Raw genomic sequence first — 18,228 nt, 5'->3', positions numbered from 1 at the left:
TTCGTTACACCAGGAAATCTGATGTGCGTTAACCATACCTCAGTTTTATTTCAAAACAATGAATTATTCACCATATGTATATTTAGATTTCGACTATGGCCAGGTTAAAAAGCGCAGGCATTTCTTGCCTGGCGCGGCTTCCGGTACATGTTTGCGTACCTATATGTGATTAGTGTTATTGATCCAATTGAGAAAAATCTTAACCATCAGGATCTTCATTTTTGAATTTCAGGAGACGCTCCATGCCATATTTGCACGATCCGTTATTAATCATTTCAGATCTGGATGGCACGCTGCTGGAGCATCACTCCTATCGGTGGGAAGCCGCCAGTCAGTGGATCAGTGTGTTGCGCCAACACGACATCCCCTTGATTTTATGCAGCGCAAAAAGTGCCTCTGAAATTATGGAATGGCAAAATGAATTGTCATTAACGGGGCAGGCATTTATCGCGGAAAACGGCGCGGTGATCCAGCTTGATACGCGATGGAGTGACAGTGACGACTACCCTCGCCTGTTTACCGGGATCCGCCATGAAGAGCTGTTTTCTCTGCTTGATAAGCTGCGGCAGAAATTTGGCTTTAAATTCACCTGTTTTGCCGATGTTGACGAGAATACCCTTTGCGAACTGACGGGACTAACACGAAAACAGGCCAGCCTTGCTAAGCTCAGCGAAGCATCGGAAACATTAATCTGGCGCGATAGCGACGACATGATGACGGCATTTAGCGAGCAGCTCGCGTCGCTTGGTTTAATGATGTTACAAGGTGGAAGATTCTGGCATGTGCTCGATATGCAGGCGGGTAAAGATCACGCGGTACATTGGCTGCAACAGCAATATCAGCAACGTGAAGGGAAAAGGCACATAACGATTGGGCTCGGCGACAGCCCAAGTGATGCTTTATTGCTGGATAGCGTCGATTATGCGGTCGTCGTGAAAGGCTACAGCCGCCAACCCATCACGCTGAAAAATGACAATCCGCAGCGCGTGTATCGCAGCCAGAACTATGGCCCTGAAGGATGGAGAGAGGGTCTTGACCACTTCATCACGATAAAATCGCGCTGATTTAATCGTGGCTACAGACCCGATTGCGCCCGTCCTGCTTCGCTTTGTACAAGCGATGATCTGCGTGGGATTGCAGCCGTTCAAAATCGTAATCGTTGAATTCCTGAGCGCTGCTGACGCCGAAGGATGCGCTGATCCTCGTGATATTGCCCTGCTTTAACAGCAGATCTTTCGTATTGATACGCACTCTGATGCGTTCAGCCACTTTTACCGCTTCTTCAAGCGTCGTGTCAGGCAGTACGATACAGAACTCCTCCCCGCCAACGCGCCCGGCGACATCCCCCTGACGGAACGCATCGCTGAGCATCGCTGCTGCATGGGCCAGGACTTTATCGCCACTGTTGTGTCCAAAACGGTCATTGATGCTTTTGAAGAGATCGAGGTCCATCTGAATAACCGAGAATGGTTGGGCTTGCTGCTTGCATTCCTGCGACAATTTTTGCGCAATCTCGAAGAAAGCCCCGCGATTGTATAAGCGCGTTAATGTGTCGTAATTCGCACGCCAGGTCAGCGTTTTTTGCAGGCTGAACATGTTATTCACCAGGCGGCGGATCACAATCCAGGAAACAACCAACATAAGCGTAAACAGCATCCACAGTACGCTGAGCACAATACTGATGCGGCCAAACTCACCCTGCACACCCTCTTCCAGGGTATGAACTTTTACCAGTAAGCCGTCAAAGTTGTTGAGCTTCGCCCACGTGATAAAACGGCTGTCCATGCGTAATTCGCCCTGCTCCCCAGGTTTTGCTGCCGTCACGACGCTGGCAATTTGTGCCAGCTGAGGCGCAGTAAATAATTCATGTTTCGGCAGCTGTTGAGCCGACGTGGCGATAGGGTTGAGTTCGTTGTCATAGAGCAACACCGTGCCTTCATGATCGTCATATTTGGCTTGTTGTAAAAAATCATGCAGTGAATCAATCGGGTAATCGAATGCCAGAATGCCGTACCAGCGACCATTGAAGTCCAGGGGAATCGCCGCCGTAATGATCTGCCCGGTGGTGCTGTTCGCGTCAAATGTGTGTGTCCATCGCAATGCCCGTGAAGGATTATTTTGCGGCGATTGCGAGGAAAAATAGGGTTGCGAGATTAAACGTTGATACAAAGAAATGATCTTCGGGTCATTGGCTGAGGGGGTGTTGGTCAGGAAAAAGCCGCTTCGCGAAGCATAGAATATCCGTTGCGGTAACGTTCGTGACCGGTCTGATAAGCGCATGATATAGCTCAATTCGAGTGCTGAACTGAGTTCCGTATGAACCGTCTGATCATTGCGGTCGAGCAACGGATTGCTGTTAACAAACTCGTCCGAAACGCCATTTACCGGCAAACTGCGATTTAAATCGAGGCGCAGTTGCCAGAACGCTTCGGTGCGTAAAAGATCAAACTCGGCGAGGGATTTTCGGGTTCGGTCCGTTGAGATCGGGGATTGCAGCGCGTAGAACATGGTATTGCGATAAAACAGCAAATTATCGATGTTGTGCTGAAGTTGTCTGTCCAGCAGCGTTGCGACGTTATCGAGGCTGTTGCGTTGGTTGGCGACGTATGCCCCTTCAAGCACCACAGCTTCACGCCACGTCAATACCGTGGAAAAGATAAAAACCACTATAAAACAAAGGTTAACTATATTTCGTGGGTTTTTGAAACGACTGAAATCGCGCTGAATTACCTCGCCAAACACTCACACTCTCCCTGATACCGCAATCATCTTATCGCCAGTCACCGCTGCCGTAGTCTTTTTCTCGCAAGACATGGGGCGGTTCTTAGTAATAGTGTCGTAGATTATCACCCTGAGTGATTTTCAAGGGTAAATATATTCGCGAAAAGTATATCACTCACCAGGCGGGTGGGTGTCAGGAAAAAAAATCGCCCGGTCATTAACCGGGCGATTCAACGTTATCCTTGCGACACGCTCCCTGTTGTCAGTGGGGCCAAATCATCCTCTCGGAAGGCCTCACGTTTTACGCCATAACCATCATACCAACGACACTCCACCATACCGCTGGAAAACCCGGTAACAATCATCCTTGGGCCACCATTCTTAGGTTGGACTTCATCGCTGACCACAAAGACCATAACTGCCTCCTGTATCAGGGGTGAAAACTTCTACAGTTATAGACAATGACCTGCCGTTTTGCCTGGGTTTAAATGAAAATAATGACAAAAAATTAGTGAACTGTGTTGTTACGCAGGCGATTCACCCCATTTACCACTGCCAACACGATGGCCCCGATGATAAATCCGATAATCAGATTAGCAACCGTTGGCCCCAGCAAATGCACGATACCGCCCAACTGCTGTGCCCAATTTTCAATGGCGTGATGAAGGACCGGAATGCCATGAACCAGAATACCGCCGCCGACCAAAAACATCGCCAGAGTCCCAACGACCGATAAGAATTTCATCAGCCACGGTGCCAGTATTAACAGCCCTTTACCGATGCCGCGTGCGACCATCGAGCCTTTTTCTACCAGCCAAAAACCGAGGTCATCAAGTTTCACGATGATGCCTACCAGGCCATAAACCCCGACAGTAACCACTATTGCAATCCCTGACAGCACCAGCACCTGGTTAAGCAAAGGAGCACTTGCCACAATCCCTAATGTAATCGCGACAATTTCGGCCGAGAGAATAAAGTCGGTGCGAATGGCCCCTTTGACTTTATCTTTTTCATAAATGAGCGGGTCCTGGGCGGCAATATCATCCAGTCGCTGTTGTCGGGCTTCCGGTGTTTCTTTGTGTTTACGCGCATGCAGGGAGTGAACAACCTTCTCCACGCCTTCATAACAAAGAAATGCCCCACCAATCATCAATAAAGGTGTAATGGCCCAGGGTGCAAAAGCACTGATGATTAACGCCAGCGGAACGAGGATCACCTTATTGATGGCGGAACCCTTCGCCACCTGCCAGACCACCGGTAGTTCGCGGTTAGCCCGCACGCCAGAAACTTGTTGCGCATTGAGCGACAGATCATCGCCCAGCACACCGGCCGTTTTCTTCGCAGCCAGTTTCCCCATCATCGAAATATCGTCCAGCAAGGTGGCGATATCATCCAGCAGTGTTAGTAAGCTACTTCCAGCCAAAATAAGTATCCTTCTTTGTTAGTTTGTACTCAGTATGGAACAAAAGGTCGCTCACGAAAATCAAAGTCCGCTGTCAATAAAAATTAACAATCTCACAACAAGTAAAATCCTCGCCAGAACGACTGTTTTGACGTTAACTATTAGCCTTATTACTAAAAAGCCGTGAGGAAGTATGCGCGTTCGTTCGGGTCAATTGCTGCCGCTTGTTGCTGCATTGTTTGCGTTGTATATCATCTGGGGTTCCACTTACTTTGCCATCGCTATAGGGGTGAAGAGCTGGCCTCCGTTTATGATGGCCGGCGTGCGATTCATGGTCGCAGGTGTCCTTCTCATGGCGGTTTTGCTGCTGCGGGGCCATAAATTACCGGCCCTGCGCCCCATGCTTAACGCTGCGTTAATTGGCGTATTATTGCTGGCGGTGGGCAACGGTTTTGTTACGGTTGCTGAGCATCAACATGTTCCTTCTGGCATTGCTGCCGTGATGGTGGCCACGGTTCCCCTCTTTACGCTGTGTTTTAGCCGCTTATTTGGTATTCAGACCCGTAAGCTGGAATGGCTTGGTATCGCCATTGGCCTGGGCGGTATCGTGTTGCTTAACAGCGGAGGAAACCTGAGCGGGAATCCTTGGGGTGCGATTTTGATTTTGATAGGCTCGTTAAGCTGGGCCTTCGGTTCAGTCTACGGGTCACGCATTGAATTGCCGACGGGCTTAATGGCGGGAGCCGTTGAAATGCTGGCCGCAGGGATTGTTTTGCTGACGGCCTCGGCGTTAACCGGCGAGCGTCTGACCTCTATGCCAACGCCAGCGGGTTTCGCGGCAGTGGCTTATCTCTCTCTGTTTGGTTCGATTATTGCCATCAGCGCATACATGTATCTGATTCGTAATGTCGCGCCCGCGGTTGCCACCAGTTACGCCTATGTCAATCCGGTCGTTGCGGTGTTATTGGGAACGGGTTTTGCCGGGGAAAGTTTATCCCCTGTGGAATGGCTGGCTCTTGGCGTGATTATCTTTGCCGTTGTGTTGGTCACTCTGGGGAAATATCTTCTGCCCCCAAAGCCGATGGTGACACCCTGTGAGTTAGAAAAGTAATCAGCTTTCGGGTGGCGGTTGCCACCCGTCGTCTTTAAGCTCGTGTATTCCCAGGGTGTCGATTTGTGCATGATGCCCGCCGCTACAAATCCACTCCTCAAGACGTTCGCAAAGCGCGACATCATTCAGTTTCTCACGGCCACGCAGCGCACATTCCCATACCAGAAGCACTCGCCAACCTTCGCTTAATAAACGCTGAACATCGCGCTTATCACGTTCGACATTTTTACCTATTTTATCCAGCCAAAACTCGGTACGTGTAGCGGGCACCTTGAACAAGTAGCAATGATGGTGATGCCAGAAACAGCCGTGCGCAAAAATAACGCAACGCTGCTCATCAATAACCATGTCGGGTTTCCGGCAAGCGTTGCATCCTGTACGCGAAAGGAAAATCCGCACTCGCTCAATAACGCGGCGAGCCGTTTTTCAATTGCCGTATCGCGTGTAGCAATAGCACGCATATTCTTGCTACGAATCGCTTTGCTGTGTACATCAACCATCGGTTTTCCTTTTATGTACACGCAAATAATGCGCGCTATTGTTGAGTTACCTGGTCAGGCGCTCTTTGACAGCCTGCTTTATTTTCGGCTCAAGTAGCTTTGCCACCGCAGCAAAAGCAGGTACCACCACCGAATTACCAAACTGCCGGTAAGCCTGAGTATCAGATACCGGTATACGGAATGCACTCCCCTGCACCGATTCAAAACCCATCAGACGTGCACATTCACGCGGCGTTAAACGGCGTGGGCGGCGCAGTTGATTATCTGCATTATCAAAATCGGCCTCTCCCTGCGATTTGTCCCAACCGCGATCCACAAGGATTTCTGCGCCGTCTTTGTAGTAACGCGCGGATAAAGTCCTTGCCACGCTCGTTGGATTCGTTGGGTCAACCAAGCCGTAACCAAAACCATTCCCCTTAGCCTGGTGCTTTTTCGCGTAATTGTAGAGGTACTTCCAGAGCGTCGGCGTCAGGATATATTTCGCGTCCACTGCGGGTTCAAGTAATTCACCCAATGTTGGGCGACGTTTTGGGTAACACTCGCTCAGTTTACGCAGCGTGAAATCGTTATGCAGATTGAGATCCCGGCGGAAACCGACCAGCACAATGCGTTCGCGATGCTGCGGCAGGAAGTTTTTACCGTCGATAATTTTAGGATCGCCAGCCCCCGTTATTGCCGCATCAGAAACTTCGTAACCCAGGTTATCCAGGGTTTCCATAATGATGCGGAAGGTGTTGCCTTTATCGTGGCTTTTTAAATTCTTGACGTTTTCCAGCACAAAGATGGCGGGTCGTTTTGCGTCAATGATGCGAGCAACATCGAAGAACAGCGTACCCTGCGTTTCACAAGCAAACCCGTGAGCACGGCCAAGAGCATTTTTCTTCGACACACCGGCAAGAGAAAAAGGCTGACAAGGGAAACCGGCCAGCAGCACATCGTGATCGGGCATCGTTGCCTGAATATGCGCAGTGGCTTGCTCATCGCTGACATCATCCCGGTGGCTAAGGGTGACATCACGGATATCCTGATTGAACTGATGACTTTCAGGACAGCAGTACCAGTTGGCTTTATAAGTGCGCACCGCGTATTTATTCCACTCGCTGGTAAACACGCATTGCCCGCCAATCGCTTCGAACCCGCTACGAATACCGCCAATGCCCGCAAATAAATCGACGAATTTAAACGCGTACTTTCCGTGGTGCGCAGGTAGCGGAGGCAACATATTTTGCAGCATTGCACGTTCTGCGGAAGTCAGAGTGCGAGGCGAGGACTTGCGGTTAATCCAACGGTTTAGCGATTCACGCGTCCAGTCACCGCTGACCTGGCGCAAATGATGAGCCACGGTTTTCTGGTCATAGATTTCCAGAATACGGCTCACTAACGCGTAGTCTTCTTCAAGTTGCTGTTGTTGCTGGTGGTGCGATTGTTGTGAGAGTTGCTCGGCAATAGCGTCGAAGTCGTTCATCATGAACCAATTCAGGGAAAATAGAGTGCAACTCTATCACTGATTTGACCCAGAGAAAAACAGAACGGCCCGCAAGCAATGCGGGCATCCTTTTATTTTTAGAACGAAATTTTTAGAACGAAAATTTTATGAAGAGCGTTTGTTGGAAGTGAATTGTTCGACGACCTTACTTTCAATACCGTAGTAATCGCCTTTGAGTTCAGCGCACAGCTTAGCCATGTAATGCACTAAAAAATCAGCATTGTAATGGGCCAGTTTTCGTCCCGCTTCGGTTTGCATGGTTTCAGGGAGTTTCAATAGTTTTTTCTGGAAATGGTCGAGTGCGTAGGTGGCATCGTCCAGTTCACGGCCATGTGCGAGTGGATCTTCGCTATCAAACAAAGGGCGGCCTAACGCACCTGAAGTGTAAAACACGCGAGCAAGCCCTATTGCGCCTAATGACTCCAGACGGTCAGCATCTTGCACCACTTTCGCTTCCAGGGTCTGCGGCGTAATGGCAGCGCTGAAACTGTGCGCACGCACCGCATGAGCAACCGCATCGTATAGCGGATGAGGAAAATCGGGAAAATGAGCATCAAGAATACGCAACGTTTCTTGTGCTGCCTGCGTGGAAGCAAGGTGTCGCTCAGGATGATTTTTCGGCAAATTGACGATGTCATGGAAGTAACACGCGGTGAGTACCACCAGCCGGTCGGCTTCTGTCGTTTCCATGATTTGTTGCGCGGTTTTCCATACTCGCCGGAAATGGGCCACATCGTGGGCTTTATCGTCCTGCAACCAGTTGTGATGCAAATACTCTTCAAAACGCGCTTGCCAGAGGGCTATCGGCATACGTACTCCTTACTTCGTAGCTGGACCCGGTACTTAATATGAGTACAAGATCACAGAATTAGCAAGTTCTGCCCTGACAATAGCTCACCCTGGCACGATTTATACTTTTTGTCTTTCGAGTACTTCGAAAGACAACGGGGATTTTCATCTGGCTCGCGTGTACCAGGCAAGGCAACCTAATAATGCCGCAACCGAACCCAGAACCAGTAAACCCATTAATGCTCCGAGAAGCTTCCCCCCCAGCGAGCCCATATCCCCGCCGGTGACGTCGCTCACCACCCAGAAGTAACGCAGTACAGCCCAAACCGTGTACAGACAAAATCCATAAAATAACCACAGAGCCAATTTCCCACCCGGTGTGCGGGTCGGTTTCGCGTCCATAACGTCTGACATAAGTCTCTCAATTGCTTAGCGTGTTTATGCGATGGGTGTCCCATCTCCCTTATGTGATTTTTATCACATTTTTGCTGTTTTTTGACAGGCTAAAGTGCCCGTTTTAATTAGGATGAATCTTAAAATTGTAAGATATAATGTAGTTTTTCATGACATTAACAATAAAGATACATTTGCTCATTTATTAACCCATGTATATTCACGAAAAATAAAGAGCGATTCATATTATTTAAAACGTTTATAAAATAAAAGTTATCACAATTAAAATATATATTTAAGATTCGCGAAAACTTATATTAAATAAAACTTAATCATTAAGGAATAATACAACATGCAAGGTATTACAATTTCGTATAAAACTTTATAAAGGCATATTAATGATATATTAGAATAGTCTTAATCCATGTTAATATATTTAAAAATCAACATCTTACACACGAAAAGCTCAGATACATTTTGTATTATTTGAACCAATGCAGTTACATGATTGCAGATAAATATATTGAACTACCTGTAATAAGATTAATGCGTTTTTTGAGGAAGCCATACGATTAATTATTCATAATGATTATGATTTAAAGGAATATATAAATGAAAAGAACAGCACTGGCATTGGTGATCCCTGCTTTATTGGCAATGGGTTCTGCACACGCGGCAGAGATCTACAATAAAGACGGTAATAAAGTCGATTTATACGGCAAAGTGGATGCTCGTCATACCTTCTCGGACAATGCTGGTGACGACGGTGATGGCACCTACACACAAATTGGTTTTAAAGGTGAAACACAAATTAATTCCGAACTGACCGGTTATGGTCAGTGGGAATACAAAATGTATGCTAATGACACCGAAAGTGGTTCCAACAAAGCATTTACGCGCCTGGCATTTGCAGGCCTGAAATACGGCGACTACGGTTCATTTGATTATGGTCGTAACTACGGTGTGGTCTATGACGTTGAGGCATGGACCGATATGCTGCCAGTATTCGGTGGCGATACCTACGCTGATGCTGACCGCTTTATGACAGGACGTACTAATGGTGTTGCAACTTATCGTAACTCCAATTTCTTTGGTCAAGTTGAAGGGCTGAGCTTCGCAGTGCAATACCAGGGCGCGAATGAAGGCACTAATAACAACGAAGATCAAGAAGGCACTAACAACGGCCACAATGACGTTCGTTTACAGAATGGTGACGGTTGGGGTCTATCTACCACGTATGATTTCGGTATGGGCTTTAACGCTGCTGCCGCATACGCATCTTCAGACCGTACTAATGCACAAGAATCCACTACTTTAGCCGGTGGTGAGAAAGCTGATGTCTGGACAGTTGGTATGAAATATGACGCCAACAACATTTATCTAGCCGCGATGTATGCAGAAACCCGCAACATGACGCCATTTGGTTCGGGTAGTACATATGTTGCTAACAAAACCCAGAACTTTGAAGTGACCGCTCAATACCAGTTCGACTTCGGCCTGCGTCCAGAAATCTCCTACCTGCAATCTAAAGGTAAGGACTTACTGGTTGATGTATCAAATAACAGCGACTGGAATGACAAAGACTTGGTTAAATACGTCTCTGTTGGCGCTAACTATTACTTCAACAAAAACTTCTCCACCTACGTTGATTACAAAATCAACCTGTTAGACAACGATGATGATTTCTATGATGCAGCGGGTATTTCCACTGATGACGTCGTTGGCATTGGTATGATTTACCAGTTCTAATCTCAAACAAACTGGTTGCTTGTTAATCCAAAGCCCGCAGTGCGGGCTTTTTACTTTACCGCTTCGATAATCCTTCATTCACAGATCTCTTCCCTAATCGTTCTTAAAACCATTCAGAAAAGAAATAAATTAAGCCCATCCACTCAACTGTGACTCGTGTCGTTGAAAGGTTTTTTGGTAAGTGTTTGAATAATGGCACAGAGAATACGTTCACATCGTTTTCTCGGGCGGTCCTGTTCAGGTCGCTGCCATGTGCCCCACTAGTGCGGCATTTTCACAGTCACGGTATAGTAGTTTTCCGTTCAAGAGATGACTTTGCGAGCGAGTAACATGATTAAGTGGCCCTGGAAAGCAAGTGATTCATCTGCTGTCACAGCACTGCCGTGGGAGCAGGCTTTGTCCATTCCTGTTCTGGCAACGCTTACGCCTGCCGAGCAAGATAAACTGATCCGTCTTGCGGACCGTTTTTTACAGCAAAAACGCCTGGTGCCTTTGCAAGGCTTTGAGCTTGATGATCTAAAAAGTGCGCGTATCGCGCTACTGTTCTGCTTGCCGGTGTTGGAACTGGGTATTGAGTGGCTTGATGGTTTTCATGAAATCCTCATCTACCCCGCTCCGTTTGTGGTCGATGACGAATGGCAAGATGACATTGGCCTTGTTCATAATCAGCGCGTCGTTCAGTCCGGCCAAAGCTGGCAGCAAGGCCCTATTGTGCTTAACTGGCTTGACGTGCAGGACTCCTTTGACGCCTCCGGATTTAATCTGGTCGTCCATGAAGTGGCTCATAAACTGGATATGCGCAACGGCGATCGTGCCAGCGGGATCCCGTTAATTGCCCTGCGTGAGGTCGCTGGCTGGGAACATGACCTCCATGCGGCAATGAGCAATATTCAGGACGAAATCGACCTGGTGGGCGAAAACGCCGCCAGCATTGATGCCTATGCAGCGTCGGAACCGGCAGAATGTTTTGCAGTGCTCTCAGAGTATTTTTTCAGCGCACCTGAGCTTTTCGCCCCGCGTTTTCCTTCACTTTATCAGCGATTTTGCCAGTTTTACGGCCAAAACCCGTTGTTACGGTTACGCGAGAGTGAAAACAGGCCAGCATCTAACGGAAACACGGTGCATTAATTCAACAAGTTGAGCTTAATTTAACCATCTGAATCAACATGTTATTTTTGTTATTGACTCTTTTTGAACGTGACGTTACTATTTGCCTCGTTCAAACGATTCCTCTGTAGTTCAGTCGGTAGAACGGCGGACTGTTAATCCGTATGTCACTGGTTCGAGTCCAGTCAGAGGAGCCAAATTTAAGAAGCCTGCTTAGGAAACTAAGCGGGCTTTTTGCTTTTTGGAAACAACACTCCTGTCCGTGAAATCTCCGTTGTATCAATCTGTGTGATCCAGCAAACCCTTCCAGTTAAAGTTATGTAAATGCGGACGTTGTGTGCACTTCTGCGATTGTAAACAATAGTGATTATCATTTATCTTGCGCCAGCCTGCAGGGATGCCTCTCTGCTCTGAATCCGATAAGTTCAAATCACTCAGGGATATATAACGATGAATGAGTTTGCTCAGCCTCGCACTGGACTGCGACGTATCACGCTTGCATCCGCTCTGGTTTTCTCCGTCAGTCTGCCCGTTTTTGCACAAGGCGATCTGACGCTTTATACCACCCGTGAACCCGGTCTCATTCAGCCATTGCTGGATAGCTGGACACAATCCAGCGGCGTGAAAGTCAATACGGTTTACATCAAAGACGGCATGCTTGAGCGCGTCAAAGCGGAAGGGAAAAACTCCCCTGCCGACCTGTTGATGACCGTCGATGCGGGTAATCTCATTGATTTAGTTGAAGCAGGTGTCACGCAGCCAGTGGACTCTGCCATGCTCAAAACCGCCATCCCGGCAAACCTTCGTGGCGAAGATAATCAGTGGTTCGCGCTTTCAATGCGTGCCCGTGTGCTTTATGCAGACAAATCCCTGCCCATTGATAACTGGCATTACGAGCAACTCTCAAGCCCTGAATACAAAGGCAAAGTTTGTATTCGTTCCGGACAGCATCCGTATAACACAGCTCTTATTGCCGCGATGATTGCTCACCATGGTGAAGCCAAAACAGAAGAGTGGCTGCGCGGTGTGAAAGCAAACCTGGCACGTAAAGCCACGGGTGGCGATCGTGATGTTGCGCGCGACATTCTCGGGGGTATTTGCGATATCGGCCTGGCTAACTCCTACTATATTGGCCACATGAAAAACGCCAAAGAAGGCAGCGATGCACGCAAGTGGGGCGATGCGATTAAAGTGGTGAAACCGACCTTCGAACAAGGTGGCACACACGTCAATATCAGTGGGGCTGCTGTGGCCCGCTATGCACCGAATAAAGCCGAAGCCGTGAAACTGATGGAATACCTGGTTTCTGCTCCTGCCCAACAGATTTATGCCAAAGCGAACTTTGAGTATCCGGTTCTGAAAGGGGTCACTCTTGACCCGGTCATTAGCGCAACTATCGGTGAAATTGACGTCGATAAAATCCCGTTAACCGAGATAGTGAAACATCGTAAACAAGCGAGCCTGTTGGTAGATAAAGTTGGATTCGATCAATAAAACACTTCGTCTTCCGACGTTACGCGGCCTGGTTTCCGGGCCGCAGTCACTCTTAACGCCTCTGCACCTTGCCGCATTGTGTGTCGCGTTAGGTGTGTTGATGCCTATAGTTGCGCTTATCTGGCAGGCAACACAGGCTGATTTTTCGCACTGGGAAAATCTGGTCAATTTTGTCCTTCCCTCGGTGCTAAAAAATACCGTGCTGTTGTTGGCAGGCGTCGCCGTCATCGTGGGCGTGATAGGTGTGGGAAGCGCATGGGCGGTGACTGCCTGGGATTTCCCTGGGCGTAAAATCCTCAATTGGGCGCTGTTATTACCGCTGGCCATGCCGACCTATATCGTGGCCTTCGCCTGGCTCGATTTGCTCCATCCCATCGGCCCACTGCAAACATTCCTCCGCTTTTTGCTTGGATATGACAGCCCGCGACAGTTCCGCCTTCCTGACTTACGTTCACTTCCGGGTGCGATTATTCTGTTGGGTCTGGTGCTGTATCCGTACGTCTACCTGACCACCCGCGCCATGTTTATCAGCCAACCAGCTCATCTGTTGGAGGCGGCTCGCACATTAGGATGCAGCGCGGCAGGCACCTTCTTTCGCGTGGCACTGCCGATGGCCCGCCCGGCGCTGGCAGTCGGAATCAGTCTGGCGCTTCTGGAAACGCTCAATGATATTGGTGCATCTGAATTTCTTGGTGTTCAAACCTTAACCGTCACGGTTTATACCACCTGGATTTCGCGTTCAGATTTGGCTTCGGCGGCGCAAATCGCCTGCATGATGTTGATGTTTATTTTCTGCATCCTGACGCTTGAGTTTTATGGCCGTAAAAAGCAAGGGTTTAGCAGCCGAAACCTACGTGAGATTCAACCGACACCGATACGCGGTTGGCGGGGTTGGTTGCTTGGCGCTGTTATCGCCCTGCCCGTCATTCTGGGCTTTGTTGCGCCGGTGATTTTTCTGGCCTGGGAGAGTATTAAACGTTTGGGTGAACAAAACCCGCTCTCACCTTCGTTGCTTTCTGCGTTACAAAATACGTTGTCGCTGGCTGCGGGAACCACGCTGGTAGTGGTTTGTGTCAGTTTACTGGTGGCATGGAGCGCGCGCCACAGTGCGGCAGACAACACGATGTCAGGCTTTCGCCGTGGTGTCATGCGTCTTGCGTCATTGGGTTACGCGGTTCCAGGCACCATACTGGCCATTGGTTTTCTCTCTCCAGCGATGGCCGTGGATCGATGGCTGGCGGACTTGCTCGAGATTCGCGGTTTACCGCTCATGTCTGCCGGTATCTTATTGGTCATCTGTTGTGCGATGCGTTTTCAGGCCATTGCCATTGGCGCGCTGGATTCCGGGCTTAGCCGCATTCCCCCTTCTCTGGAACAGGCATCAAGATTGCTCGGGGAAAATGGCGCGGGAACCTTTGCCAGAATTCATTTCCCGTTGCTGCGCCCAGCGCTGGTCAGCAGTGCATTATTGGTGTTCGCCGATGCCATGAAAGAACTGCCGACTACCTTACTTTTGCGCCCGGTAAACTTTGAGACGTTAGCGACACTGTTATACGCAGAAGCAGCGCGGGGAACCTACGAAGAAGGGGCTATCGCCGCCTTGATGATCGTTCTCACGGGCACGTTACCGGTTATTTTACTGGTGCGTCACCAGATGACGCGTCAGGGCTAGAGGAACGATTTATGTCAGAAATTGCGTTACGTCTTCAGGATGTGCACGTTGCCTACGGCAACAGCCAACAGTCGGTTCTGAAAGGGTTTTCGATGTCGGTGCGCAAGGGGGAACTGGCCTGCCTGCTGGGTGCATCCGGCTGTGGGAAAACGACCGTTCTGCGGGCCGTTGCCGGTTTTGAACGGCTGCAACACGGTGAAATTTATGTCTCGCAACGACGCGTCGCCGCACCTGGAATTCATCTTCCGCCTGAGAAACGTCATGTTGGCATGGTATTTCAGGAGTACGCGTTATTCCCGCATCTGACTGCGCAGCAAAACGTGGCATTTGGCCTGCGTCGCCTGCCACGCGATGAGCAACATGCACGTGTCACTGAACTGCTCAGAATGGTGGATTTACACAGCCATGCCAGCCACTACCCACACGAATTATCCGGCGGGCAACAACAGCGTATTGCATTAGCGCGAGCACTGGCACCGAATCCCGAAATCCTGCTGCTTGATGAACCGTTTTCCAGTCTTGATAAACAAACGCGCGAACGCCTTGGGCGCGAGGTGCGGGATATTTTGCGCGATGCGGGGCAAACAGCGCTGTTGGTCACTCACAGTGAACATGAAGCCCATCTGATGGCTGACCATATCGGTTATGTGCGACAGGGTCAGTTTCGTGCGGGTGAAAAAATGCTGAAAGTGGTGAGTCCTGAAGTGAATTCCACCTTGTAAACACGCTGCGCTAACCCGACGTTGTACAAACAATTAGCGCAGCGATCCGGCATTCACTAGATTTGTTGCGGCTCAACGGCATTCAAACGCACTAACTGCAAAGGCTCTGCCAGTAACGCATCCATCTGCTGCACAAACGCCTGAAAATGCGGCAGTGCGATGTGGGCATCCAGTGCTTCCTGGCCTTTCCAGGATTCGCGCATATAAAACACATCAGGTGTTTCCTGAAGCTGGAATAATGCGTAATCCAGGCATCCCTCTTCCTGCCGCGTCGGTACAATCAACGCCTGCAAGGCTGATTTAAGCGACTCGCGACACCCCGCTTTTGCTTTCAGCACCGCAATAATCGACAGCGTGTTATCGGCCATGCTTAGCACTCCGTTAAGATTTCGCTGAACTCAAGGCGTGATTTTGGCAGTGCGGCGTTAAAGTCTTCCACGCTGCGATAACCGATAGGCACGATGACCAGGCTGGTGAAGCCTTTTTCACGCAGACCAAACTCTTCATCCAGAATGCGAGCGTCAAAACCTTCAATCGGCACGGCGTCGATGTTCAGCGTGGATACGCCCAACAGGAAATTCCCGACATTGAGATAAACTTGTTTTTCCATCCAATGCTGCGCATCTTTCAAATCAAAACGGTGCATATTGACGAAATAAGAACGGCCTTTATGTTGCCCTTCCATTGCCTGCTGGCTGGCAAAACGGCCATCCGCATTTTCTTTATCCAGCAGCGTGGACAGATGCTGCTCATCGATACTGGTTTTGGCACAGAACACCACAACATGCGAAGCATCAAGTACTTTGCGTTCGTTAAAGACGTAAAAACCCGCTGTCGCCTTAGCAATGCGCGCTTTAGCTTCTGGCGTGCTGGCCAAAATAAAATGCCACGGCTGTGAGTTAGTACTGGACGGGCTGAGGCGCAGTAACTCCTTCACTTTTTCGATGTTTTCGTCACTGATTTTTTTGCTTGGATCAAATGCTTTTGTTGAATAGCGTGATGCTGCTGATTGAATGATATCCATCATATTACCTGTATATTTTTCGTTATGATTATTATGAAGTTAGAAACCTTCGAGCACGATTTTACCGACCGCGCGATGGGTTTCAATTAATTCATGAGCCCGACGCAGATTTGCGGCATTAATGGTGCCAAAATGTTCGCCAAGGGTGGTTTGCAGCACGCGCTGGTCAATCAATTCAGCCACGCGAGTCAACAGATGGTGCTGCTCGATCATGTCGTGAGTTTCGAACATTGAACGGGTAAACATAAATTCCCAGTGCAGTGAAATGCTTTTCACCTTCAGCGGACGCGCATCCAGCGTCTCAGGGTCGTCAATCAACGCCAGTTTCCCTTGTGGTGCCAGCACCTCAATCAACTGCGTGTAATGCTGCTCAGTCTGATTCAGGCTCGCAACGTGGGTAACCTGTTTCACCCCAAAACGTGCCAGTTCTTCCACCAGCGGTTTGCTGTGGTCGATAACATGATGCGCGCCTAAATCAGTGACCCATTTTTGGCTTTGTGGACGCGACGCCGTGCCAATCACGGTGATGTTGGTGAGCTGACGCGCCAGCTGCGTCAAAATAGAACCCACGCCTCCCGCCGCGCCAACAATCAACAGCACATCGTTTTCACTACCGCCTTCTTTTACCCCCAGACGGTCAAACAACATTTCCCATGCCGTGATCGCCGTTAAAGGCAGTGCAGCGGCGGATGCGTTATCAATGGATTTAGGTTTCAGTGCCACGATGCGCTCGTCCACCAGCTGGAATTCGCTATTGCTTCCAGGACGAGTCAATGAACCGGCGTACCACACTTCATCACCCGGCTTAAACAGGGTGACGGCTTCACCCGTTGAGACCACCACACCGACCGCATCCCAGCCCAACACTCGTGGCTGGTCAGCTTTAAAACCCGCGCGGACTTTGGTATCCACCGGATTCACCGAAATGGCTTTCACTTCGACCAGTAAATCATGGCCTGAGGCGACAGGTGTCGGTAAAGTGACCTCGCTGAGAAAATCTACATTGCTGCCCGCCTGCGCGGCCTGAGTAATAGCGATAGCTTTCATTGGGTGCTCCAGAGACTAAATGAATAAACTCATGGTACAAGGTGTGTTGCGGGCGAAAAATAGTCCCTGGAAAACAACACTTATACTCGGAGAGTTAAAATGCTCAGGTTGGAAGACCTCACTTTGTTTGTCAGGGCCGCCGCCTTAAACAGTTTTAGCGACACCGCGCGCGAAGCAGGATTGCAGCCTGCGCAGGTCAGCACCGCCATCAAACGCCTTGAGCAATCGCTGAATATCCGTCTCTTCGCCCGTTCGACGCGCAGCCTGAGACTGACGCCAGAAGGTGAAATCTGGCTGCCGTACGCCATCAGCACCCTGCAAACTCTGGAAGCAGGATTTGAGCAAATCCAACCTGCACGTGACGAAGTGCGTGGCGTGCTGCAAATTGCCGTTCCATCCGACCTCGGGCGCAATCTGTTGCTGGCGGTGTTTCAGGCCTTTCGCCGCGAACATCCGGCGCTGCAATTGAAAATATTGTTCTCCGACCAGGTGACAGACGTGTTTAAAGATCCGGTGGATGTGGCTTTCCGTTATGGCAATAACGACGACGCCTCTTATGTGGCATTACCGCTTGCCCCGCATAACCACCGGGTTATCGTGGCAGCGCCATCGTATCTCGAACGTTGCGGCGAGCCTAAAACCCTCAGCGATCTGGTGTCGCATGACGCGCTGACCTATGCGATCCGTGGGCGGGTTTATGATAAATGGACGCTCAGCCTGAATGGCGACGCACACCATGTCGCGGTGAAAAGCGCGATGATGAGTGATGATGCGGAAGTGATTCGCCGGTTAGCCGTCGCGGGTGAAGGGATTGCCTATAAATCCTGGCTGGATGTCAGTGAAGACGTTAACGAAGGTCGTTTGAAGATTATTTTGCCGCAGTATCAAGGCGATAGCGTTCCGCTTACGATGATTTGCCCACACCGTAAGCAGCTTTCGGCCACGGTTCGGCTGTTACATGAAGCGGTAAAGCAGCGTTGCGATGTTCTGCAAAACTTGCGGCCCGCTTAA

The 18,228-nt window shown here is 49.6% G+C and carries 17 protein-coding genes, 1 tRNA gene and 1 pseudogene; 9 read left to right on the top strand and 10 right to left on the bottom strand.

The genetic code is table 11. The features are described 5' to 3' along the window. The first annotated feature begins 242 nt into the window (after positions 1-242). Positions 243-1,064, top strand: a complete 822-nt coding sequence (locus tag RHD99_RS08680) for a mannosyl-3-phosphoglycerate phosphatase-related protein (RefSeq protein WP_309878446.1) — start codon at positions 243-245, stop codon at positions 1,062-1,064. A gap of 1 nt (position 1,065) precedes the next feature. On the opposite strand, the gene dgcQ is transcribed toward RHD99_RS08680, so the two are convergent. From dgcQ to RHD99_RS08665, 3 genes are all read right to left on the bottom strand, one after another. Continuing rightward, positions 1,066-2,742, bottom strand: coding sequence for a cellulose biosynthesis regulator diguanylate cyclase DgcQ (gene dgcQ, locus RHD99_RS08675; RefSeq protein ID WP_309878445.1), 1,677 nt, complete (start codon positions 2,740-2,742; stop codon positions 1,066-1,068). A gap of 215 nt (positions 2,743-2,957) precedes the next feature. After that, positions 2,958-3,137 carry a YodC family protein gene (locus RHD99_RS08670; RefSeq protein WP_183269763.1) on the bottom strand — a complete coding sequence of 60 codons (180 nt, stop codon included), beginning with the start codon at positions 3,135-3,137 and terminating at the stop codon, positions 2,958-2,960. Positions 3,138-3,229: 92 nt separating this feature from the next. Beyond that, positions 3,230-4,144, bottom strand: a complete 915-nt coding sequence (locus RHD99_RS08665) for a DUF808 domain-containing protein (protein WP_183269764.1) — start codon at positions 4,142-4,144, stop codon at positions 3,230-3,232. 172 nt (positions 4,145-4,316) lie between these two features. On the opposite strand from RHD99_RS08665, the gene yedA reads away from it, so the two are divergent. After that, positions 4,317-5,234, top strand: a complete 918-nt coding sequence (yedA, locus tag RHD99_RS08660) for a drug/metabolite exporter YedA (protein WP_309878444.1) — start codon at positions 4,317-4,319, stop codon at positions 5,232-5,234. On the opposite strand, the pseudogene RHD99_RS08655 reads toward yedA, so the two are convergent. The 4 genes and pseudogenes from RHD99_RS08655 to drpB all read right to left on the bottom strand — a co-directional run bounded on the left by RHD99_RS08655 (position 5,235) and on the right by drpB (position 8,411). Next, positions 5,235-5,734, bottom strand: a pseudogene (locus tag RHD99_RS08655) (very short patch repair endonuclease). It lies immediately after the preceding gene. Positions 5,735-5,780: 46 nt separating this feature from the next. Continuing rightward, complete coding sequence (locus tag RHD99_RS08650) at positions 5,781-7,199, bottom strand: DNA cytosine methyltransferase (RefSeq protein WP_309879117.1); 1,419 nt, start codon at positions 7,197-7,199, stop codon at positions 5,781-5,783. Between the two features lie 126 nt (positions 7,200-7,325). Next, complete coding sequence (locus RHD99_RS08645; RefSeq protein WP_309878443.1) at positions 7,326-8,030, bottom strand: phosphohydrolase; 705 nt, start codon at positions 8,028-8,030, stop codon at positions 7,326-7,328. Between the two features lie 144 nt (positions 8,031-8,174). Next, the gene (gene drpB / locus RHD99_RS08640) at positions 8,175-8,411 is read right to left on the bottom strand and encodes a cell division protein DrpB (protein ID WP_183270283.1); all 237 of its coding nucleotides are present in this window, start codon (positions 8,409-8,411) and stop codon (positions 8,175-8,177) included. A 603-nt stretch (positions 8,412-9,014) separates the two neighbouring features. Here drpB and ompC point away from each other — a divergent pair. The 6 genes from ompC to RHD99_RS08610 all read left to right on the top strand — a co-directional run bounded on the left by ompC (position 9,015) and on the right by RHD99_RS08610 (position 15,146). Continuing rightward, positions 9,015-10,151, top strand: a complete 1,137-nt coding sequence (gene ompC / locus RHD99_RS08635) for a porin OmpC (protein WP_309878442.1) — start codon at positions 9,015-9,017, stop codon at positions 10,149-10,151. 330 nt (positions 10,152-10,481) lie between these two features. Then, positions 10,482-11,279: a DgsA anti-repressor MtfA gene (gene mtfA / locus RHD99_RS08630; RefSeq protein WP_309878441.1), complete on the top strand. Its 798-nt coding sequence runs from the start codon at positions 10,482-10,484 to the stop codon at positions 11,277-11,279. 100 nt (positions 11,280-11,379) lie between these two features. Next, positions 11,380-11,455 (top strand) — tRNA-Asn (locus RHD99_RS08625). Positions 11,456-11,708: 253 nt separating this feature from the next. Beyond that, positions 11,709-12,752 (top strand): extracellular solute-binding protein, encoded by a 1,044-nt coding sequence (locus RHD99_RS08620; protein WP_309878440.1) that lies wholly within the window; start codon positions 11,709-11,711, stop codon positions 12,750-12,752. Next, entirely contained in the window at positions 12,736-14,424 is a 1,689-nt protein-coding gene (locus RHD99_RS08615) for an ABC transporter permease (protein WP_309878439.1), read from the top strand. Before RHD99_RS08620 ends, RHD99_RS08615 begins: the two co-directional genes overlap by 17 nt. A gap of 11 nt (positions 14,425-14,435) precedes the next feature. Next, entirely contained in the window at positions 14,436-15,146 is a 711-nt protein-coding gene (locus RHD99_RS08610; RefSeq protein ID WP_309878438.1) for an ABC transporter ATP-binding protein, read from the top strand. A gap of 56 nt (positions 15,147-15,202) precedes the next feature. Here RHD99_RS08610 and RHD99_RS08605 read toward each other — a convergent pair whose 3' ends face one another. Genes RHD99_RS08605 through RHD99_RS08595 form a run of 3 tightly spaced genes read right to left on the bottom strand, consistent with a single transcriptional unit; the run spans position 15,203 to position 17,217 of the window. Further along, positions 15,203-15,514 (bottom strand): putative quinol monooxygenase, encoded by a 312-nt coding sequence (locus RHD99_RS08605; protein WP_309878437.1) that lies wholly within the window; start codon positions 15,512-15,514, stop codon positions 15,203-15,205. 2 nt (positions 15,515-15,516) lie between these two features. Then, entirely contained in the window at positions 15,517-16,170 is a 654-nt protein-coding gene (nfsB, locus tag RHD99_RS08600) for an oxygen-insensitive NAD(P)H nitroreductase (protein WP_309879116.1), read from the bottom strand. 39 nt (positions 16,171-16,209) lie between these two features. Further along, entirely contained in the window at positions 16,210-17,217 is a 1,008-nt protein-coding gene (locus tag RHD99_RS08595) for a zinc-binding alcohol dehydrogenase family protein (protein ID WP_309878436.1), read from the bottom strand. A gap of 99 nt (positions 17,218-17,316) precedes the next feature. Between RHD99_RS08595 and RHD99_RS08590 the strand changes: the two genes are divergently transcribed. After that, complete coding sequence (locus RHD99_RS08590) at positions 17,317-18,228, top strand: LysR family transcriptional regulator (RefSeq protein WP_309878435.1); 912 nt, start codon at positions 17,317-17,319, stop codon at positions 18,226-18,228.

The sequence above is a fragment of the Buttiauxella selenatireducens genome (assembly GCF_031432975.1).
Classification (GTDB): domain Bacteria; phylum Pseudomonadota; class Gammaproteobacteria; order Enterobacterales; family Enterobacteriaceae; genus Buttiauxella; species Buttiauxella selenatireducens.
This window is presented reverse-complemented; position numbering and strand designations above follow the sequence as displayed.